Raw genomic sequence first — 17518 nt, forward strand, 5'->3', positions numbered from 1 at the left:
GACTTCAAAGAATCACTATTTCGTTTACCGAATTGTGAAATTTAAGTTGCGCGCTTTTCGGGCTTTCCTCACGATAAGTAGAACGTTCTACTAAAACGTTCTACTAACAATAACAGCGCTAAAAAAAGCGCTACTCGGGGGAAGTCAGCATGAGTCTGATATCAGGGTTTGTTAAATCGTTGTCTAAGTTATCGATGATTGGCCGCGCCTTAATGCTGCCAATTTCACTGCTTCCCGCTGCGGGCCTGCTGCTGGCTTTCGGCGATAAGTTTCATCTGCCGCTGATGATGAACGCGGGCGGGGTTATCTTTGATAACCTGCCGATGCTGTTTGCCATCGGCTCTGCCGTGGGTCTGGCGTCCGAATCCGGTATCGCCGCGCTGTCTGCGGCGGTCTCGGTGTTTGTCACCAACATTACCATCAGCACCGTGCTGAGCATCACGCCGGAAATGGCCTCTCAGGGCGGGAAATACGCCATGGTGGTCGGCATTCCGACGCTGCAGATGGGCGTCTTCGGCGGGCTTATCTGCGGTATTCTCGCGGCCTGGTGTTACAACCGTTTCCATACCATGCAGCTGCCGGAGTTCCTCGGCTTCTTCTCGGGTAAGCGTTTTGTGGCGATCGCGACGGCGTTCCTGTCGTTCCTGCTCGGCCTGCTGTTGCCGTACGTCTGGCAGCATATCCAGTCCGGCATCGACGCGCTTTCAGTGGTGGTAAACGGCGATAATCAGGCGGCCTCGACCTTTATCTTCGGTCTGGTGGAGCGCGCGCTGATCCCGCTCGGCCTGCACCATATCTGGTACCCGTCGTTCTGGTACTCGTTCGGGGATTACACCACCCAGGCGGGCCAGGTGATCCACGGCGACCAGACCATCTGGTTCAAGATGCTGGAAGAAGGGGTGAAATCCTTCAGCAGCGACACCTACCAGAACGCCGGTAAGTTCATGCAGGGGGAATTCCCGCTGATGCTGTTCGCGCTGCCTGCGGCGTGTCTGGCGATGTACCACGAAGCGCACACCAAAAATAAGAAAATCGCGGCCGGTATTCTCTTCTCCGCCGCCCTCACCTGCTTCCTGACGGGGATCACCGAGCCGGTCGAGTTCACCTTTATCTTTGTGGCACCGATTCTGTACGTCTTTAACGCCATCATGGCGGGCCTGGCCTACATGACCATGTACCTGATGCATGCTCATATTGCCAAGTCGTTCTCTGCGGGCTTTATCGACTATCTGTCGTTCGGGATCTTGCCGTCGTTTAACGGCTACCAGACCAACTTCCTGAGCGCCATTATCATCGGCATCCCGATGGGCCTGATTTACTACTTCACGTTCCGCTTCGTGATCCGTCGCTTTGACGTGAAAACGCCGGGCCGTACCGAAGTGACCGCCAATGCGGATGACAAATCCGATTCCGAGCTGGCAACCGATATCATCGGCCTGCTGGGCGGCGCGCAGAATATCAACTCCGTGGGATCCTGTATCACCCGCCTGCGTCTGGAAGTGGCGAAAAGCGAGGCGGTGGATAAAGACGGCCTGAACGGACTCGGCGCACGCGGCGTTGTCTTCGTTGGCGACAACGGGATTCAGGTGATTTTCGGTGCCAGAGCACAGTTTATCGCCCAGACCATGTCCACGATGATCGGCAAATAATAAGATGCCTGAACGATACGTCTCCTGTACGCTGGGAGACGTGTCATATCTGGCTGATAATCGGTAAATTTCAGGGAGCGGTTTTGAAGAAAGTCAGCATTATTGATGTCGCAAAGCATGCGGGGGTCTCGGTTTCTACCGTGTCGCTGGTGCTACGCCAGAAAGGGAAAATCTCAGAGGCCACGATCGGGAAGGTCAATGCTGCCATCACTGCGCTCGGCTATGTTCATAACGTCGCTGCCGCCAATCTTCGCGCCAACACCTCCAATCTTATCGGCCTGATTCTGCGGGACTTCAGCGACAGCTTTTCCATCAAGGTGATGGCAAGCATTGTTCAGGAGCTGGAGAAACAGGGCTACATGGTTTTTCTCGGCCAGCCGCTGAACGATGGCGATCGGCTGGCGCGCTGCCTGCTGTCGTTTAAGCAGCAGGGGGTGGCGGGGGTGATCTATCTTGCCTCCGATACCCGTACCGCCGCTCTGCCGGAGCACATTCGTCAGTGTCCGCTGCCGCTGGTGGTGGTGTCTCAGTCTCTGCTGGATGAAAAATGCAACCTGGTGATGCGCGACAACCGCCAGGCGGCGAACCTTGCCGCGCGCTATCTTATCGAGCGTGGTCATCGCGCTATCGCCTATATTGGCGGGCGTGAAGGCTGTCATATCCGCGAACAGCGTCTGCTCGGGTTTCGCAGCGCGCTGACGCAGAACGGGCTGGTCTGGCGGGAGGAGTTCTCCCCGGCCTGCAGCGATGATACGCTGGCGGCCGGTTACGCCACCCGTCATCTGCTGGAAAAAAACAACAGCATCACCGCCCTGCTCTGCCACTCGCCGGATGCGATGATCGGCTCTGTTTCCGGCATCCACCAGGTGGGGCGCACCGTCGGTAAAGACGTGTTTCTGACGCAGCAGGTCGCGCTGGTGGGTTTTGAAGATATGCTGCATGTGAACCTTACCTCGCCGTCTTTCACCTATGTTTCTTCGGCCAGTGAAGAGACCGGACGGCAGGCCGCCGGGCTGATGATCCGCAAGCTCAAAGAGCCGGAGCTGCAAACCCAGCGTATCACCCTATCCGGCCAGCTTATCGCCCGCGAATCGGCGTAAAATCAGAATTTAACCCCGCTCTTTTTGCCGGCATTCGCTGCTATATTTCCCTGCTTTAGCCTGGAATATACCGATGCCGACCGTTATCACTCACGCTGCCGTTCCGCTGTGCCTGGGTTTAGGGCTGGGAACAAAGGTTATCCCTCCGCGCCTGCTGTTTGCGGGTGTTGTCCTCGCCATGCTGCCGGACGCCGACGTGCTGGCGTTTAAGTTCGGCGTGGCCTATGGCAACATCTTCGGCCACCGAGGCTTTACCCATTCACTGCTGTTTGCCTTTGTGGTGCCCCTTCTCTGTGTGTTCATTGGCCGACGCTGGTTCAGGGCAAGCCTGACCCGCTGCTGGCTGTTTCTCACCGTATCGTTGCTGTCGCACAGCCTGCTGGATTCAATAACCACAGGCGGAAAAGGCGTCGGCTGGCTGTGGCCGTGGTCGGATGAACGGTTCTTCGCACCGTGGCAGGTGATTAAGGTCGCGCCGTTTGCGCTGTCGCGCTACGCCACGCCGTACGGGCATCAGGTGATACTTTCAGAACTGCTGTGGGTGTGGCTGCCGGGGGTGGTGGTGCTGGGGGTGCTGTGGTGGAGGCGGAGGTAAAAGAAAAGCCGGGTGGCGGCTGCGCCTTACCCGGCCTACGGTCTGGATTTGTAGGCCCGGTAAGCGTAAGCGCCACCGGGCATGACGCACTTACTTACGGCGCCAGGTCGTGCCCTGCGGGCCATCTTCCAGAATAATGCCCATCTCGGTCAGACGGTTACGCGCTGCATCTGCGGCCGCCCAGTCTTTCGCCTGACGTGCTTCCAGACGCGCCTTGATAAGCTGCTCAATCTCAGCCACTTCACCCTCGTCTGCCTGGGCACCGCTCTGCAGGAACGCGTCTGGCTCCTGCTCCAGCAGGCCGAGCACGGAGGAGAGCTTACGCAGGTGCGATGCCAGCGCGTTCGCGGCGGCCATGTCCTCAGACTTCAGGCGGTTCACTTCGCGCGCCATGTCGAACAGCACGGAGTAGGCTTCCGGCGTGTTGAAGTCATCGTTCATCACCTCAACAAAGCGGGCTTCAAATGCCTCGCCGCCCGCAGCCGGCACTGACTTATCGGTGCCGCGCAGCGCGGTGTACAGACGCTCCAGCGCCGAGCGCGCCTGCTTCAGGTTCTCTTCGCTGTAGTTCAGCTGGCTGCGGTAGTGACCGGACATCAGGAAGTAGCGCACGGTTTCCGCGTCGTAATACTTCAGCACGTCGCGCACGGTAAAGAAGTTGCCCAGCGATTTCGACATCTTCTCACGGTCAACCATCACCATGCCGGAGTGCATCCAGTAGTTGACGTATTCGCCGCCGTGGGCGCAGGTAGACTGTGCAATTTCATTCTCATGGTGCGGGAACATCAGGTCCGATCCGCCGCCGTGAATATCGAAGTGTTTGCCCAGCTGTTTGCAGTTCATCGCGGAACATTCAATGTGCCAGCCCGGACGGCCTTCGCCCCACGGAGACGGCCAGCTTGGCTCGCCCGCTTTGGACATCTTCCACAGCACGAAGTCCATCGGGTTACGCTTCACGTCAACCACATCAACGCGCGCACCGGCCTGAAGCTGCTCCAGATCCTGACGGGAGAGCTGTCCGTATGTGGGGTCGGTCGGCACGGAGAACATCACGTCGCCGTTGTCGGCAACATAGGCGTGGCCACGTTCGATCAGCTTTTCGGTGAGATCGATAATTTCATGAATATGGTGCGTTGCGCGCGGCTCGCTGTCCGGGAGCTGGATGTTCAGCGCATCAAAATCGTTGTGCATTTCGGCGATCATGCGATCGACCAGCGCCACAAAGCTTTCGCCATTTTCATTAGCGCGCTTAATGATTTTGTCGTCGATATCGGTGATGTTGCGCACGTACTTCAGGTTGTAGCCCAAAAAACGCAGGTAACGCGAAACCACGTCGAAAGCGACAAAGGTACGGCCATGGCCGATATGACAGAGGTCGTAAACCGTAATACCACACACGTACATGCCGACTTCCCCGGCATGGATAGGTTTAAATTCCTCTTTTTGGCGCGTCATTGTATTAAAGATTTTTAACATCGAAGATTCCATGTAAACACGTGTGTGGACGAAAACCGACTATTCTACCCGTAATTCAAACCCGAAGCAGCACACAATGCAAGGTGATCGCGCCTTGTGGTTATGCTATAACAAGCCCCTATATGTGACCCGAGCACGGGTCGACGTACCACAATAACGGAACAGGATGCAAAAATGGTTACTTTCCACACTAATCATGGCGATATCGTAATCAAGACCTTTGATGACAAAGCGCCTGAAACAGTTAAAAACTTCCTGGACTACTGCCGCGAAGGTTTCTACAACAACACTATTTTCCACCGTGTGATCAACGGCTTTATGATCCAGGGCGGCGGTTTCGAACCTGGCATGAACCAGAAAGAGACGAAAGAAGCGATCAAAAACGAAGCGAACAACGGGCTGAAAAACACCCGTGGTACGCTGGCGATGGCGCGTACTCAGGCTCCTCACTCTGCAACCGCGCAGTTCTTCATCAACGTGGCTGACAACGACTTCCTGAACTTCTCTGGCGAAAGCCTGCAGGGTTGGGGCTACTGCGTATTCGCAGAAGTGGTTGAAGGGATGGACGTGGTTGATAAGATTAAAGGCGTTGCCACTGGCCGCAGCGGTATGCACCAGGACGTTCCTAAAGAAGACGTTATCATCACAAGCGTGACCGTCAGCGAGTAATTCGTGGCGACACTCTTTATTGCAGATCTGCATCTGCAAACAGAAGAACCGGCGATCACCGCCGGTTTTCTGCGTTTTTTACGCGGTGAAGCGAAAAGCGCCGATGCGCTGTATATTCTGGGCGATCTGTTTGAAGCCTGGATTGGCGACGACGACCCCACCCCGCTGCACCGTGAAGTGGCTGAGGCCATTAAGACGCTGGTGGATTCCGGCGTGCCCTGCGCCTTTATCCACGGCAACCGTGATTTCCTGCTGGGCAAACGCTACGCGCGCGAATCCGGCATGACGCTGCTGCCGGAAGAGCAGGTGCTCGATCTCTATGGCCGCAAGGTGCTGATCATGCACGGCGATACGCTCTGCACCGACGATACCGGCTACCTGGCGTTTCGCGCCAAAGTGCATACGCCCTGGATCCAGACGCTGTTCCTCGCCCTGCCGCTGTTTATCCGCAGCCGTATCGCGGCCAAAATGCGCGCGAGCAGTAAAGCCGCCAACAGCAGCAAATCGATGACCATCATGGACGTTAACCCGCAGGCAGTGGTTAACGTGATGGAAAAACACCGCGTCCAGTGGTTGATCCACGGTCATACCCATCGTCCTGACGTGCACAACCTTATCGCCAACGGCGAACCCGCGCATCGCGTGGTATTAGGCGCATGGCACAGCGAAGGTTCGATGGTCAAGGTCACCCCCGACGGCGTTGAACTGATCGCCTTTCCGTTCTGATTTTCCCGCGTAATTTTGCGGCAAGTTTACCCGCGCAACCGTTTTCCTTGCCGATATTACATGCTATTCTCTGTGCCCTCGAAAGCAGTGTGTTCCGCACCACAGGAGTTTTAAGACGCATGTCTTCCCGCAATAATCCGGCGCGTGTCGCCATCGTGATGGGGTCCAAAAGCGACTGGGCTACCATGCAGTTCGCCGCCGAAATCTTCGAAATCCTGGACGTTCCGCACCACGTTGAAGTGGTCTCCGCACACCGTACTCCCGATAAGCTGTTCAGCTTCGCCGAAGGCGCAGAAGAGAACGGCTACGCGGTGATTATTGCCGGTGCGGGCGGCGCAGCACACCTGCCGGGCATGATTGCCGCCAAAACGCTGGTGCCGGTACTGGGCGTTCCGGTCCAGAGCGCGGCGTTGAGCGGTGTCGATAGCCTCTATTCCATCGTCCAGATGCCGCGCGGTATTCCTGTGGGTACGCTGGCGATTGGCAAAGCGGGTGCGGCCAACGCCGCCCTGCTCGCTGCACAGATCCTGGCGACCCAGGATAAAGCGCTGCATCAGCGTCTGGTTGCGTGGCGTAAAGCCCAGACCGACGAGGTGCTGGATAACCCGGACCCACGAGGTGCGGCATGAAGCAGGTTTGCGTTCTCGGCAACGGTCAGCTGGGCCGTATGCTGCGTCAGGCCGGTGAGCCGCTGGGGATTTCCGTCTGGCCCGTCGGGCTGGACGCCGAACCGGAAGCCGTGCCGTTCCACCAGAGCGTCATTACCGCCGAGATTGAACGCTGGCCGGAAACCGCCCTGACCCGCGAACTGGCGCGCCATAATGCCTTCGTTAACCGCGATGTTTTTCCGATCATCGCCGACCGTCTGACGCAAAAACAGCTGTTCGATAAGCTCGGCCTGGCGACCGCGCCGTGGCAGCTGCTGTCTGACAAACGCGAGTGGAATGACATTTTCGCGATGCTGGGCGAGCTGGCTATCGTTAAGCGCCGCGTGGGCGGTTACGACGGGCGCGGCCAGTGGCGACTGCGCGCCTATGAAACCGCTGAACTGCCGGAAGAGTGCTACGGCGAGTGCATCGTTGAGCAGGGCATCAACTTTAGCGGTGAAGTATCGCTGGTTGGGGCTCGCGCCCATGACGGCAGCACGGTGTTCTATCCCCTGACGCATAACCTGCATCAGGACGGCATTCTGCGCACCAGCGTGGCCTTCCCGCTGGCTAACGCCGCGCAGCAGGCGCAGGCGGAAGAGATGCTCTCTGCCATCATGCACGAGCTGGGCTACGTGGGCGTGATGGCCATGGAGTGCTTTATCACGCCGTCCGGTCTGCTGATCAACGAGCTGGCACCGCGCGTGCACAACAGCGGCCACTGGACGCAAAACGGCGCGTCTATTAGCCAGTTTGAACTGCACCTGCGCGCCATTACCGACCTGCCGCTGCCGCAGCCGGTGGTGAACAGCCCATCGGTGATGATCAACCTGATCGGGACCGATCTGAACTACGACTGGCTGAAACTGCCGCTGGTGCATCTGCACTGGTACGATAAAGAGGTTCGACCGGGCCGTAAGGTCGGCCACCTGAACCTTAATGATTCCGATACAGACCGCCTGCGCGCGACGCTGGAAGCCATTACCCCGCTGTTGCCGCCGGACTATGCGAGCGGCATTGTCTGGGCACAATCAAAGCTTAAGTAAGACATCTGCGCCGGGGAGTTGATCTTCCCCTTCCCCGGCGTACAATCCCCGCCCATTGCTGCTTAGTTTTCTTCTGGAATAACCATGAACGATGGAACGGACTATCGCGCGATCCTCGCGTCCGATACCCCTTTAATCGACGTTCGCGCGCCGATCGAATTTACCCAGGGCGCGATGCCCGCCGCCATCAACCTGCCCTTGATGGACGACGACGAGCGTGCCGCCGTCGGCACCTGCTATAAACGTCAGGGGCCGGAAGCGGCGCTTGCACTCGGTCACAGTCTGGTTGCGGGCGCAACACGCGACGAGCGGATTAACGCCTGGCGCGAGGCCAGCCTTGCCCACCCTGACGGCTATTTTTGCTGCGCGCGCGGTGGCCAGCGTTCGCATATTTCACAGGCCTGGCTGAAAGAGGCGGGTATCGACTACCCGCTGATCCGCGGCGGCTATAAGGCCCTGCGTCAGGCCGCGATTCAGGCGACGGTCGAGCAGTCACAAAAACCGATGGTGCTTATCGGCGGCTGTACCGGAAACGGTAAAACCCTGCTGGTAAAACAGCATGCGCAGGGCATCGATCTGGAAGGGCTGGCGCATCATCGCGGCTCGTCATTTGGCCGCACCCTTACGCCGCAGCTTTCCCAGGCGAGCTTTGAAAATCACCTTGCGGTTGAGCTATTGAAAAAAGATGCCACGCGCTGGGTGCTGGAAGATGAAGGCCGGATGATTGGCTCCAACCATCTGCCGGAGTGCCTGCGCGACCGCATGGTTGAGGCCCCGATCGCCGTCGTGGACGATCCGTTTAATATTCGCCTTGAGCGGCTGCGCGAAGAGTATTTCGACCATATGTGGGCGGACTTCTCTGCCGCCTATGGCGAAGAAGCTGGCTGGAAAGAATACAGCGAATACCTGCATCACGGGCTTTACGCTATTCGCCGTCGTCTGGGGCTGCAGCGCTATGCCGAATTGACTGCCCTGCTTGATTCCGCGTTGCTTGAACAGCATCGGACGGGCTGCACTGAGGTTCACTTTAGCTGGCTTGCGCCCCTGCTTAACGACTATTACGACCCGATGTACAGCTATCAGCTTGAGAAGAAAGCGGACAAGATTGTTTATCGCGGCACGTTCGCAGAGGTTGCGGACTGGTTGAACCGCTGAAAAAAGCCGGGTGGCGGCTGCGCCTTACCCGGCCTACGATTGCTTTTGTCGCCCCGGTAAGCGCAGCGCCACCGGGGGAACAGACGGCTTAGAAATCGTAACGCAGACGCACCAGGTTCATATCGCCCAGGTCGTCGGTGCTGGAGGTGAACACGTGTTCGTAATCCACGCGGAAACCATAATCCAGCTGGAAGCTGATACCCACACCGTTGTCGATGCGCTGGTAGTTGCGGCCATTCACATACTGGATGCGATCGCCCATGAAGTAAGGCTGGATGGATTTCACCGCATACTGGCCGACCGGGAATTTATAGCCTGCGAAGTATTCAATACCCCACGCGTCACCCGCGAAATAGTTATCGGTAGAGACTTTTTTGGTGGTCAGGAAGTTCTGATACCAGCCGCCGCCTGCGGAGAAGGTCCAGTTATCCGGCGTCCAGCTCAGCGCGGTGCCGAGGATGTTTTGGTCGTAGGATTTGCTGTCGCCGTTGTCCGGGTTACGCATATCTGCGCGGGTATAGTTCCACGCCGCGCCCCAGGTCAGGTCGGTGGTCAGGTGGTAGTCCAGACCCAGTGAACCGCCGCCTTTACGTTTGTAACGCAGGCCGTTGCCTGGCAGGTATTCGCTGTCTTCAAACAGGTAGGATGCATAGATATCCGCATCGCCAACGGTTTTCTTATATTTCAGCATTTTGCGTGAACGATAAGAGCCGTCGTAATCGCCGTTGATACCGTTACCCGGTGCCTGACCGATCATGTCGTAGTCCCAGATATCGGTTTTCGCGCCAACCACGTCGTAGTAAACGCTGTTCTGCTGGCCGAAGGTCAGCGTACCCCAGGTATCACTCTTCAGGCCGGTGTAAAGCATGCGGCGGGAGGTGTCGTTCGCGCCTTCCGCGTAGTGGTTGTCCCAGTTGAACAGCGCAGGAATGTTCACGCCCAGCTCGTAATAGCTTACCCAGCTGATGTCATCAAACAGGTAGTAATCTGCTGCGAAGCGGAAACGGGTGCCGCCGTCGAAGCCGTTACGCTTGTAGGAACCTTTGTCACCGTCGCCGGTCATCATGTTGAACTGTGGACGGATGCTGCCGCCCACGGTGAAGTTCAGACGGCTCAGCGGATCGCCCGCCTGAGGATCTTGTTTAAGAACGGTGATTTCCGCCTGGGATGCGAAGGTGGTTAATGCCACTGCCGCGCCGATCGTTGCCGCCAGCGCTGATTTTTTTATAGTCATTATTTTTCCTTGATAGACACGCTGCTAAATATTTAGCTGGTGAATATTAACCGGAAATAATCGAGCTGTGTGGGCAGGTTTTTAATGATTTGTGCTACTAAATGCGTGGGTATTATCGTTTCGTGCTACCAAATGATTACACACCAGCATATAAACCGGTGCGTAATCATCACAACGCTAAACTAACTGACAAACTGGCGGAACAGCGCCTTGCCTTTCAGCAGCCGCGTCCCGAGCCAGCCACCGCACAATGAAAGCAGGATCGCACCGCTCAGGGGCAGGATGACCCACAAACGCCAGTCCGGCTCCCAGGGGAAATCAAAGACCCTGGTCTGGAGCACCGCCAGCGCCGTCTCCGCGCCGATGGCCGCCACCAGCCCGGCCACCAGTCCGAGCAAGGCGAACTCGCTCCACAGCGTGGCGCGCAGCAGCCGCTTACCGGCCCCCAGCGTGCGGTAGACTACCAGCTCCTGATGCCGCTGGCGCATGCCGACCTGCACCTGGGCCAGCAGCAACAGCACGCCGCAAATCGTCACCAGCACCACCATCACCTCCAGCGCACGGCTCACCTGCTCCAGCACCTGCCCTACCTGCTTAAGGATCGCACCGATATCCAGCAGGCTCACCGTCGGGAACTCCCGGTTAAGCTGGGTCAGCATGCCGTTGCCATTCTCCCAGCGGAAGCTGGTCAGCCAGCTCTGCGGCTGACCGTCGAGGGCACCCGTCGGGAAGATAAAGAAGAAATTGGGCCGCAGGCTTTCCCAGTCGACCTTGCGCAGGCTGGTCACGCTGGCGCTGAAGTCCTGCGTGTCGCCGGTGAAGGTCACGCGATCCCCCAGCTTCACGTTCAGGCGCTTCGCCAGCCCCTCTTCCATCGACACCTCGCCCGCTTTCGGCGGCCAGGTGCCGGCGGTAATCGGGTTATGGTCCGGGCGTTTATCCTGCCAGGTCAGGTTCAGCTCGCGGTTAAGCGATTCATCCTTATTGCCGTCAGTCGACTGACCATTAATTTGCGTCAGACGCGCGCGAACGATCGGGTAGAACGCCTCCGGCACGATCTGATGCTCAGCGAGGAAGCCTTTCAGCGGCGTCACCTGCTCGGGGGCAATGTTGATCAGGAAATAGTTCGGGCTTTCCGGCGGAAGCTGCTGCTGCCAGCGATCCAGCAGATCGCCACGCAGTACCAAAAGCAGCGCCAGCAGCATAAACGACAGCGAAAATGCCGACAGCTGGCTGAGCGTGGACCACGGCTGATGCAGCAGACGGTTAACCGCCAGCCGCACTGGCAGGGATTTTACCGTGAGTTTTTTCATTACCTTCAGCAGTAGCCAGCCCACCACACCGCACAGCAGCGCCAGCACCACCGCGCCCGCCAGAACGGCCCACAGCAGCGTGCTGCCGCCCATCAGCCAGGCCAGCAGGCCAACCGCCACGGCGATGATCACCGGCAGGTAAAACCTCAGCGGCCAGACGTTCGCCACCGCATCGCGGCGCAGCACGCGCAGCGGTTGAGTGGCAAGCAGCAGCCGGTACGGACGCAGCCCCACCAGCAGGGAAATCACGGTCATCGCGCCAATGGCCCACAGCCACGGCCAGAGGCTGGCGGGGGGCAGCGCGGCTGGCAGCACCGGTTTGAGCAGCACCATCAGCAGCTTTTCAAACAGCAGGCCTATTGCCCCGCCGGTAACAGCAGACAGCGCCAGCACCATCAGCCACTGGCCGACGATCAGCCTGCGCAGTTGCGCCCTGCCCGCCCCCAATGTTTTGAGGATCGCCACTAAATCGTAACGGCTGCGGCAGTAGTGCCCCATCGCCACGGCAACCGCCGCGACGGCTAGCAGCAGGGTTAACAGCGCCGAAAGCAGCAGGAACTGCTGGGAACGTTCGAGGGATTTACCCAGCGCCCCGTCGTCCTGTTCCAGCCCGTACCAGCGGTGTTCCGGCTTGAGCTGCGGCAACAGCCATTTTTCATAGGCCTCAAGCTGGGCAGGCGTGCCGCCGAACTTGTAGCGCCAGGTGACGCGGCTCCCCGGCTGAACGGCGTGGGTTTTCGCCACATCCGCGGTGCTCATCAGCAGGCGCGGCGCAAGCTGGAACGGGTTAAAGCCGGAGTCAGGCTCCTGGACCACCTCCCCGGCAATGGTCAGCGTGGCATCGCCTACGTCAATGCTGTCGCCGGTTTTCAGATTCAGTAAGGCCATCAGGCGCGGGGCGAGCAGCACCGTACCGGGCGTCGGTTTGAGCCCGGGCGGATTGGTCTGCAACTCGCCGTACATCGGATAGATATCATCCACCGCTTTGACGCTGGCGAGCTGCGGGGTATCGCCCGCGAAGGTCATGGTCTGGAAAGTGATCTGCTCGCCAACCTTCAGCCCTGTCCTGCGCGCTTCGTCAATCCATGCGGAGGAGACCGGGCGCGAGCTTTGCAGCGCCCTGTCGCCCGCCATAAATTCGCGGCTTTGCTGGCTTAACCCTTTTTCCATGCGGTCGCTGACGCTGCCGAGCGCCAGCACGCACGCCACCGCCAGGCTTAACGCCAGCCAGACAATCAGCAGCGACGGCGAGCGCCATTCGCGCCAGAACCAGCGGGCAATCATGCTTCCTCCTGAAGAATACCGTTCACCAGACGCAGGCGTCGGTCGCAGCGCGCGGCCAGCTGCGGATCGTGCGTCACCAGAATCAGGGTCGTGCCGTGTTCACGGTTGAGCGAAAAAAGCAGATCGGCAATTTTGTCCCCGGTTTTGCGGTCCAGGTTGCCGGTCGGTTCATCGGCAAAAAGCACCTCCGGGCGACCGTTGAAGGCGCGCGCCAGGGCGACACGCTGTTGTTCACCGCCGGAAAGCTGGGCCGGAAGATGATCGAGACGTTTTCCCAGCCCCAACTGCTCAAGCAGCGCTTTGGCGTGATCGCGACTCTCGCGGGTGTTTTCGCCACGCAGCAGCCCCGGCAGTTCGACGTTTTCCAGGGCGTTCAGCGTCGGGATAAGCATGAAGGACTGAAAGACAAACCCGATATGCCGGGCACGCAGCGCGGCGCGCGCCTCTTCATCAAACTGGTGCAACGGCTGCCCAACCAGATTGACCTCACCGCTACTGCCGTCGTCCAGCCCGGCTAAAATCGCCAGCAGCGTGGACTTACCGGAACCGGATTCGCCAATCAGCGCGATGGTTTCAGCGCGTTTGACAACGAGTTCAACTCCGGTAAGGATGGAAAGCTCGTGTTCCCCCTGACCGACGGACTTCTCAAGACGATGAACTTCAACAATGTTTTCCGCTGGCATTTGCCCTTCCTGTTTTTGATTCTGTTGACCTTCCGCGCGGCGGCAGCGGACACATTACTTATTCTGGGTGACAGCCTGAGCGCAGGCTATCGTATGGCGGCCAGTGCGGCCTGGCCTGCGCTGCTCAATGACAAATGGCAGAGTCAGACCACCGTCGTGAACGGCAGCATCAGTGGCGATACCTCACAGCAGGGGCTGTCGCGCCTGCCCGCGCTGCTCAAACAGCATCAGCCGCGCTGGGTGCTGGTGGAGCTGGGCGGCAACGATGGTCTGCGCGGTTTCCAGCCTCAGCAGACGGAACACACCCTGCGCACCATTCTGCAGGAGATCAAGGCGGCTAACGCCCAACCCCTGCTGATGCAAATTCGCCTGCCCGCAAACTACGGTCGTCGGTATAATGAAGCCTTTAGCGCGATTTACCCTAAGCTTGCCAAAGAGTTTGATATTCCGCTGCTGCCATTTTTCATGGAAGAGGTCTATCTCAAACCCCAATGGATGCAGGACGACGGTATTCACCCCAATCGCGATGCTCAGCCGTTTATTGCCGACTGGATGGCAACGCGACTGGCTCCTTTAGTTAAACATGACTCCTAATTCAGCGGAGATCCTGACAGGTAAAGTTATGCAAAAATCGGTCTTAATTACAGGATGTTCCAGCGGAATCGGCCTTGAAAGCGCGCTCGAACTGAAGCGCCAGGGATTTTGGGTGCTGGCCGCCTGCCGCAAACCTGAGGACGTAGCACGGATGACAGGCATGGGACTGACCGGCATTCTGCTGGACCTGGACTCCCCCGAGAGCATTGAACGTGCCGCAGATGACGTAATCGCCCTGACCGACAACCGTCTGTTCGGCCTGTTCAATAATGCCGGTTACGGCGTTTACGGCCCGCTGCAGACCATTTCCCGCGAACAGCTCGAGCAGCAATTTTCCGCCAACTTCTTCGGCATACATCAGCTGACAATGCGCCTGCTTCCGGCAATGCTGCCGCACGGGGAGGGTCGCATCGTGATGACCTCCTCGGTGATGGGGCTGATATCTACCCCCGGACGTGGCGCCTACGCCGCCAGCAAATATGCGCTGGAAGCCTGGTCCGATGCGCTGCGCATGGAGCTGCGCCACAGCGGGATCAAGGTCAGCCTGATCGAGCCAGGCCCCATCCGCACCCGTTTTACCGATAACGTTAACCAGACGCAGTCGGATAAACCGGTCGAAAACCCCGGGATCGCCGCACGTTTTACGCTCGGGCCGGAAGCGGTTGTCGCGAAAGTGCGCCATGCTTTTGAGAGTGACAGACCGAAAATGCGCTATCCGGTAACGCTGGTGACACACGCCGTTGGCTGGTTAAAACGCCTGCTGCCGGGCCGAATGATGGACAAAATTTTACACGGCTGAGTTGAAGCGTCGCCGCTGACCCCCATGTAAAGTACAAACCGATAAAAGAGAATGCCGTATGTCCGTACAGAATATCGTCAATATTACTGAAGCAAACCTGCACCAGACGCTCGAACAGTCGATGACTAAACCGGTGCTGTTCTACTTCTGGTCTGAACGCAGCCAGCACTGCCTTGAGCTGACGCCTGTCCTTGAGCGTCTCGCCGCGCAGTACAATGGTCAGTTCATTCTGGCAAAACTCGATTGCGACGCAGAGCAGATGGTGGCCTCACAGTTTGGCCTGCGCGCGATCCCAACGGTGTATCTGTTCCAGAACGGCCAGCCTGTTGACGGGTTCCAGGGCCCGCAGCCAGAAGAGGCGATCCGCGCCCTGCTGGATAAAGTGCTGCCGCGTGAAGAAGAGCTGAAAGCGCAGGAAGCCATGGCGCTGATGCAGGACGGCAAATACGACGAGGCGCTGCCGCTGCTGAAAGAGGCGTGGCAGTTGTCGAACCAGGAGAGCCAGATTGGCCTGCTGCTGGCGGAAACGCAGATTGCCCTGCACCGTTCAGAAGACGCCGAAGCGGTGCTGAAAACCATTCCACTGCAGGACCAGGATACCCGCTATCAGGGACTGGTGGCGCAGATCGAGCTGCTGAAACAGGCGGCAGATACCCCTGAGATCCAGCAGCTTCAACAGCAGGTTGCCGACAACCCGGCCGATGCTGCCCTTGCCAGCCAGCTTGCGCTGCAGTTACATCAGGTGGGCCGTAACGAAGAGGCGCTGGCGCTGCTGTTCGGCCATCTGAAACAAGATCTGGGTGCTGCAGACGGCCAGGCGCGTAAGATGTTCCAGGAGATCCTCGCCGCGCTGGGTACCGGCGACGCGCTGGCATCAACCTATCGCCGTCAGCTGTATGCCCTGCTCTACTGATAAAAAAAGCCCGGTGGCGCTGTGCTTACCGGGCCTACCTTTTCTCTCAGCGCGTCTCTTTCAACTGCGTCACCACCAGCTGATGGCGCGCGTTGTAAAACTTCCGATAGGTTAAGTAGCAAGCGATGATGGTCGACAGGCTCGCCGTCGAGAGCAGCATGAAGGTCACCATAATCTGATACTTGATCGCCTTGACCGGGTCGATCCCCGCGAAGATCAGCCCCGACATCATGCCGGGCAAACTGACCAACCCGACCGTTTTGGCCGAATCCACCGTCGGGATAAGCGATGATCGAATGCTATCCCGAATCAGCCGCGCCGACGCCATTTTGGGCGTTGCCCCGAGGCTTAGCTTCTCCTGAATCTGCTGCTGCTCGCTGCTAAAGCGCTGACCCAGATTGTTATAGCACAGCCCAACCGCCACCATCGCGTTGCCGGCGATCATCCCGGAAATGGGTATGACCTGCATCGGGGTGAACTCAATCGAGCCGGACAGCACCAGTACTGCCAGCGTCAGGGCGGTGCCGGTGGCGATCGCGATAAACGACGAGAGAAATGCCTTATCAATATACTTGCTGCGCTTTTGCGCGTTCCATGCCGCGTTGAAGCAGATAAACAGCACCATCAGCAGCGTGAGTACCGCGTGGTTAACGTTGAAAATGTACTTCAGCACATAGCCGACAATGATGAGCTGGATAATCGCGCGGCAAATACTCCACAGAATATCTTTCTCCAGCCCCAGTTTTTCCCGGTAGCTGACCACGATCGCCACCAGTACCAGCAGCATCGAAAACGCCAACGATTCGTTGGTAATGTTATGCTCGCCCACGGTTTGCCTCCTGCATTTTCCCGCCCTGCGGTTTAAGGGTGATGACGTCATCCGCATGGGTAATTTCGTTTGCGTCGTGCGTCACCCACAGCACGCCAATGTTCTGCTCACGCGCGTAGCCGTGCACGATCTCATTGACGTTGCGTTTGTTGACGTCGTCCAGCGCGCTGGTGATTTCATCCAGCAGCAGCACCTTCGGTAAGAACTGCAGGTTGCGGATCAGCGAGACGCGCTGCTTCTCCCCGCCCGACAGTTCATTAATCGATTTGGTCAGCGTCTCCGGTGACAGGCCAAACCGCGCCAGATCGTCGGTAAAGCGCTGCGGATCGGGCGTTTTGTTACGCAGCTGCCAGGGGAAGATCAGGTTGTCGTAAACCGTTTCGCCAAACAGCGACGGCGTTTGCACACAGTAAGACACCTGCTGCCGATAGCTTTCCGGCGTAAGGGTGGCAATATTCTTTCCCTCAAACATCACGGTGCCCTCTGTCGGGCTGAGCAACGACGCCACAATTTTCAGCAGCGTGCTTTTACCGCAGCCGGACGGCCCGGTGATCAGCTTGAACTCCCCGGCGGTAAGCGTGAAATTAACCTGCTGCAGGATGGCGGCATCCCCCACGCGATAGCCTACCTCATTGATCTGCAATAGAACGTTATGGTTTCCCATCATTCTCCCTTTGATTTAAAAGACTGTAAAAAGTCTAATTCGAACCCAAAAACCATACTTTAATTAAGACTTTTATACACCTGTATCTGTGCATATCTGCAGTAGTGAGAACCCACTTCCGATCACAAAAATGGCAAATTTC

At 58.1% G+C, this 17518-nt stretch carries 17 protein-coding genes; 11 read left to right on the forward strand and 6 right to left on the reverse strand.

The window, feature by feature from the left end:
• The first annotated feature begins 149 nt into the window (after positions 1–149).
• The 3 genes from I6L58_RS07145 to I6L58_RS07155 all read left to right on the forward strand — a co-directional run bounded on the left by I6L58_RS07145 (position 150) and on the right by I6L58_RS07155 (position 3344).
• Positions 150–1649, forward strand: a complete 1500-nt coding sequence (locus I6L58_RS07145) for a PTS transporter subunit EIIC (RefSeq protein ID WP_042320878.1) — start codon at positions 150–152, stop codon at positions 1647–1649.
• 83 nt (positions 1650–1732) lie between these two features.
• A complete protein-coding gene (gene malI, locus I6L58_RS07150; RefSeq protein WP_088207805.1) occupies positions 1733–2749 on the forward strand; it encodes a Mal regulon transcriptional regulator MalI in 1017 nt (338 codons plus the stop codon).
• Between the two features lie 73 nt (positions 2750–2822).
• Positions 2823–3344 (forward strand): metal-dependent hydrolase, encoded by a 522-nt coding sequence (locus tag I6L58_RS07155; protein WP_088207806.1) that lies wholly within the window; start codon positions 2823–2825, stop codon positions 3342–3344.
• 90 nt (positions 3345–3434) lie between these two features.
• Here the strand turns inward: I6L58_RS07155 and cysS are convergent, their stop codons facing one another.
• Positions 3435–4820 (reverse strand): cysteine--tRNA ligase, encoded by a 1386-nt coding sequence (cysS, locus tag I6L58_RS07160; RefSeq protein WP_088207807.1) that lies wholly within the window; start codon positions 4818–4820, stop codon positions 3435–3437.
• A gap of 174 nt (positions 4821–4994) precedes the next feature.
• On the opposite strand from cysS, the gene ppiB reads away from it, so the two are divergent.
• From ppiB to mnmH, 5 genes are all read left to right on the forward strand, one after another.
• The gene (gene ppiB / locus I6L58_RS07165) at positions 4995–5489 is read left to right on the forward strand and encodes a peptidylprolyl isomerase B (protein WP_006176980.1); all 495 of its coding nucleotides are present in this window, start codon (positions 4995–4997) and stop codon (positions 5487–5489) included.
• Positions 5490–5492: 3 nt separating this feature from the next.
• Positions 5493–6215 carry a UDP-2,3-diacylglucosamine diphosphatase gene (gene lpxH, locus I6L58_RS07170; RefSeq protein WP_058609960.1) on the forward strand — a complete coding sequence of 241 codons (723 nt, stop codon included), beginning with the start codon at positions 5493–5495 and terminating at the stop codon, positions 6213–6215.
• 119 nt (positions 6216–6334) lie between these two features.
• Complete coding sequence (gene purE / locus I6L58_RS07175) at positions 6335–6844, forward strand: 5-(carboxyamino)imidazole ribonucleotide mutase (RefSeq protein ID WP_006176978.1); 510 nt, start codon at positions 6335–6337, stop codon at positions 6842–6844.
• Positions 6841–7908 carry a 5-(carboxyamino)imidazole ribonucleotide synthase gene (gene purK / locus I6L58_RS07180; protein WP_088207808.1) on the forward strand — a complete coding sequence of 356 codons (1068 nt, stop codon included), beginning with the start codon at positions 6841–6843 and terminating at the stop codon, positions 7906–7908. Before purE ends, purK begins: the two co-directional genes overlap by 4 nt.
• Positions 7909–7992: 84 nt before the next feature.
• Positions 7993–9063 (forward strand): tRNA 2-selenouridine(34) synthase MnmH, encoded by a 1071-nt coding sequence (mnmH, locus tag I6L58_RS07185; RefSeq protein WP_088207809.1) that lies wholly within the window; start codon positions 7993–7995, stop codon positions 9061–9063.
• Between the two features lie 88 nt (positions 9064–9151).
• On the opposite strand, the gene I6L58_RS07190 is transcribed toward mnmH, so the two are convergent.
• The 3 genes from I6L58_RS07190 to ybbA all read right to left on the reverse strand — a co-directional run bounded on the left by I6L58_RS07190 (position 9152) and on the right by ybbA (position 13577).
• Positions 9152–10297, reverse strand: a complete 1146-nt coding sequence (locus I6L58_RS07190) for a porin (protein ID WP_088207810.1) — start codon at positions 10295–10297, stop codon at positions 9152–9154.
• A gap of 182 nt (positions 10298–10479) precedes the next feature.
• The gene (ybbP, locus tag I6L58_RS07195) at positions 10480–12894 is read right to left on the reverse strand and encodes a putative ABC transporter permease subunit YbbP (RefSeq protein ID WP_088207811.1); all 2415 of its coding nucleotides are present in this window, start codon (positions 12892–12894) and stop codon (positions 10480–10482) included.
• Positions 12891–13577, reverse strand: coding sequence for a putative ABC transporter ATP-binding protein YbbA (gene ybbA, locus I6L58_RS07200; RefSeq protein ID WP_088207812.1), 687 nt, complete (start codon positions 13575–13577; stop codon positions 12891–12893). The genes ybbP and ybbA overlap by 4 nt, the downstream gene beginning before the upstream one ends.
• Here ybbA and tesA point away from each other — a divergent pair.
• From tesA to I6L58_RS07215, 3 genes are read left to right on the forward strand one after another with little or no spacing between them, the layout of a single operon-like run.
• Positions 13548–14171, forward strand: coding sequence for a multifunctional acyl-CoA thioesterase I/protease I/lysophospholipase L1 (gene tesA, locus I6L58_RS07205; RefSeq protein ID WP_042320869.1), 624 nt, complete (start codon positions 13548–13550; stop codon positions 14169–14171). The two genes, ybbA and tesA, sit on opposite strands and share 30 nt — an antisense overlap.
• The gene (locus I6L58_RS07210; RefSeq protein ID WP_006176971.1) at positions 14161–14970 is read left to right on the forward strand and encodes an SDR family oxidoreductase; all 810 of its coding nucleotides are present in this window, start codon (positions 14161–14163) and stop codon (positions 14968–14970) included. The genes tesA and I6L58_RS07210 overlap by 11 nt, the downstream gene beginning before the upstream one ends.
• Positions 14971–15028: 58 nt before the next feature.
• Complete coding sequence (locus I6L58_RS07215; RefSeq protein WP_006176970.1) at positions 15029–15883, forward strand: co-chaperone YbbN; 855 nt, start codon at positions 15029–15031, stop codon at positions 15881–15883.
• Positions 15884–15929: 46 nt separating this feature from the next.
• Here the strand turns inward: I6L58_RS07215 and fetB are convergent, their stop codons facing one another.
• Together fetB and fetA are read right to left on the reverse strand one after the other, a co-directional pair.
• Complete coding sequence (gene fetB, locus I6L58_RS07220; protein WP_058609956.1) at positions 15930–16712, reverse strand: iron efflux ABC transporter permease subunit FetB; 783 nt, start codon at positions 16710–16712, stop codon at positions 15930–15932.
• Positions 16699–17376 (reverse strand): iron efflux ABC transporter ATP-binding subunit FetA, encoded by a 678-nt coding sequence (fetA, locus tag I6L58_RS07225; RefSeq protein WP_088207813.1) that lies wholly within the window; start codon positions 17374–17376, stop codon positions 16699–16701. Before fetA ends, fetB begins: the two co-directional genes overlap by 14 nt.
• Positions 17377–17518: the final 142 nt, after the last annotated feature.

Source organism: Enterobacter cancerogenus, assembly GCF_019047785.1.
In the GTDB taxonomy this organism is placed as follows: domain Bacteria; phylum Pseudomonadota; class Gammaproteobacteria; order Enterobacterales; family Enterobacteriaceae; genus Enterobacter; species Enterobacter cancerogenus.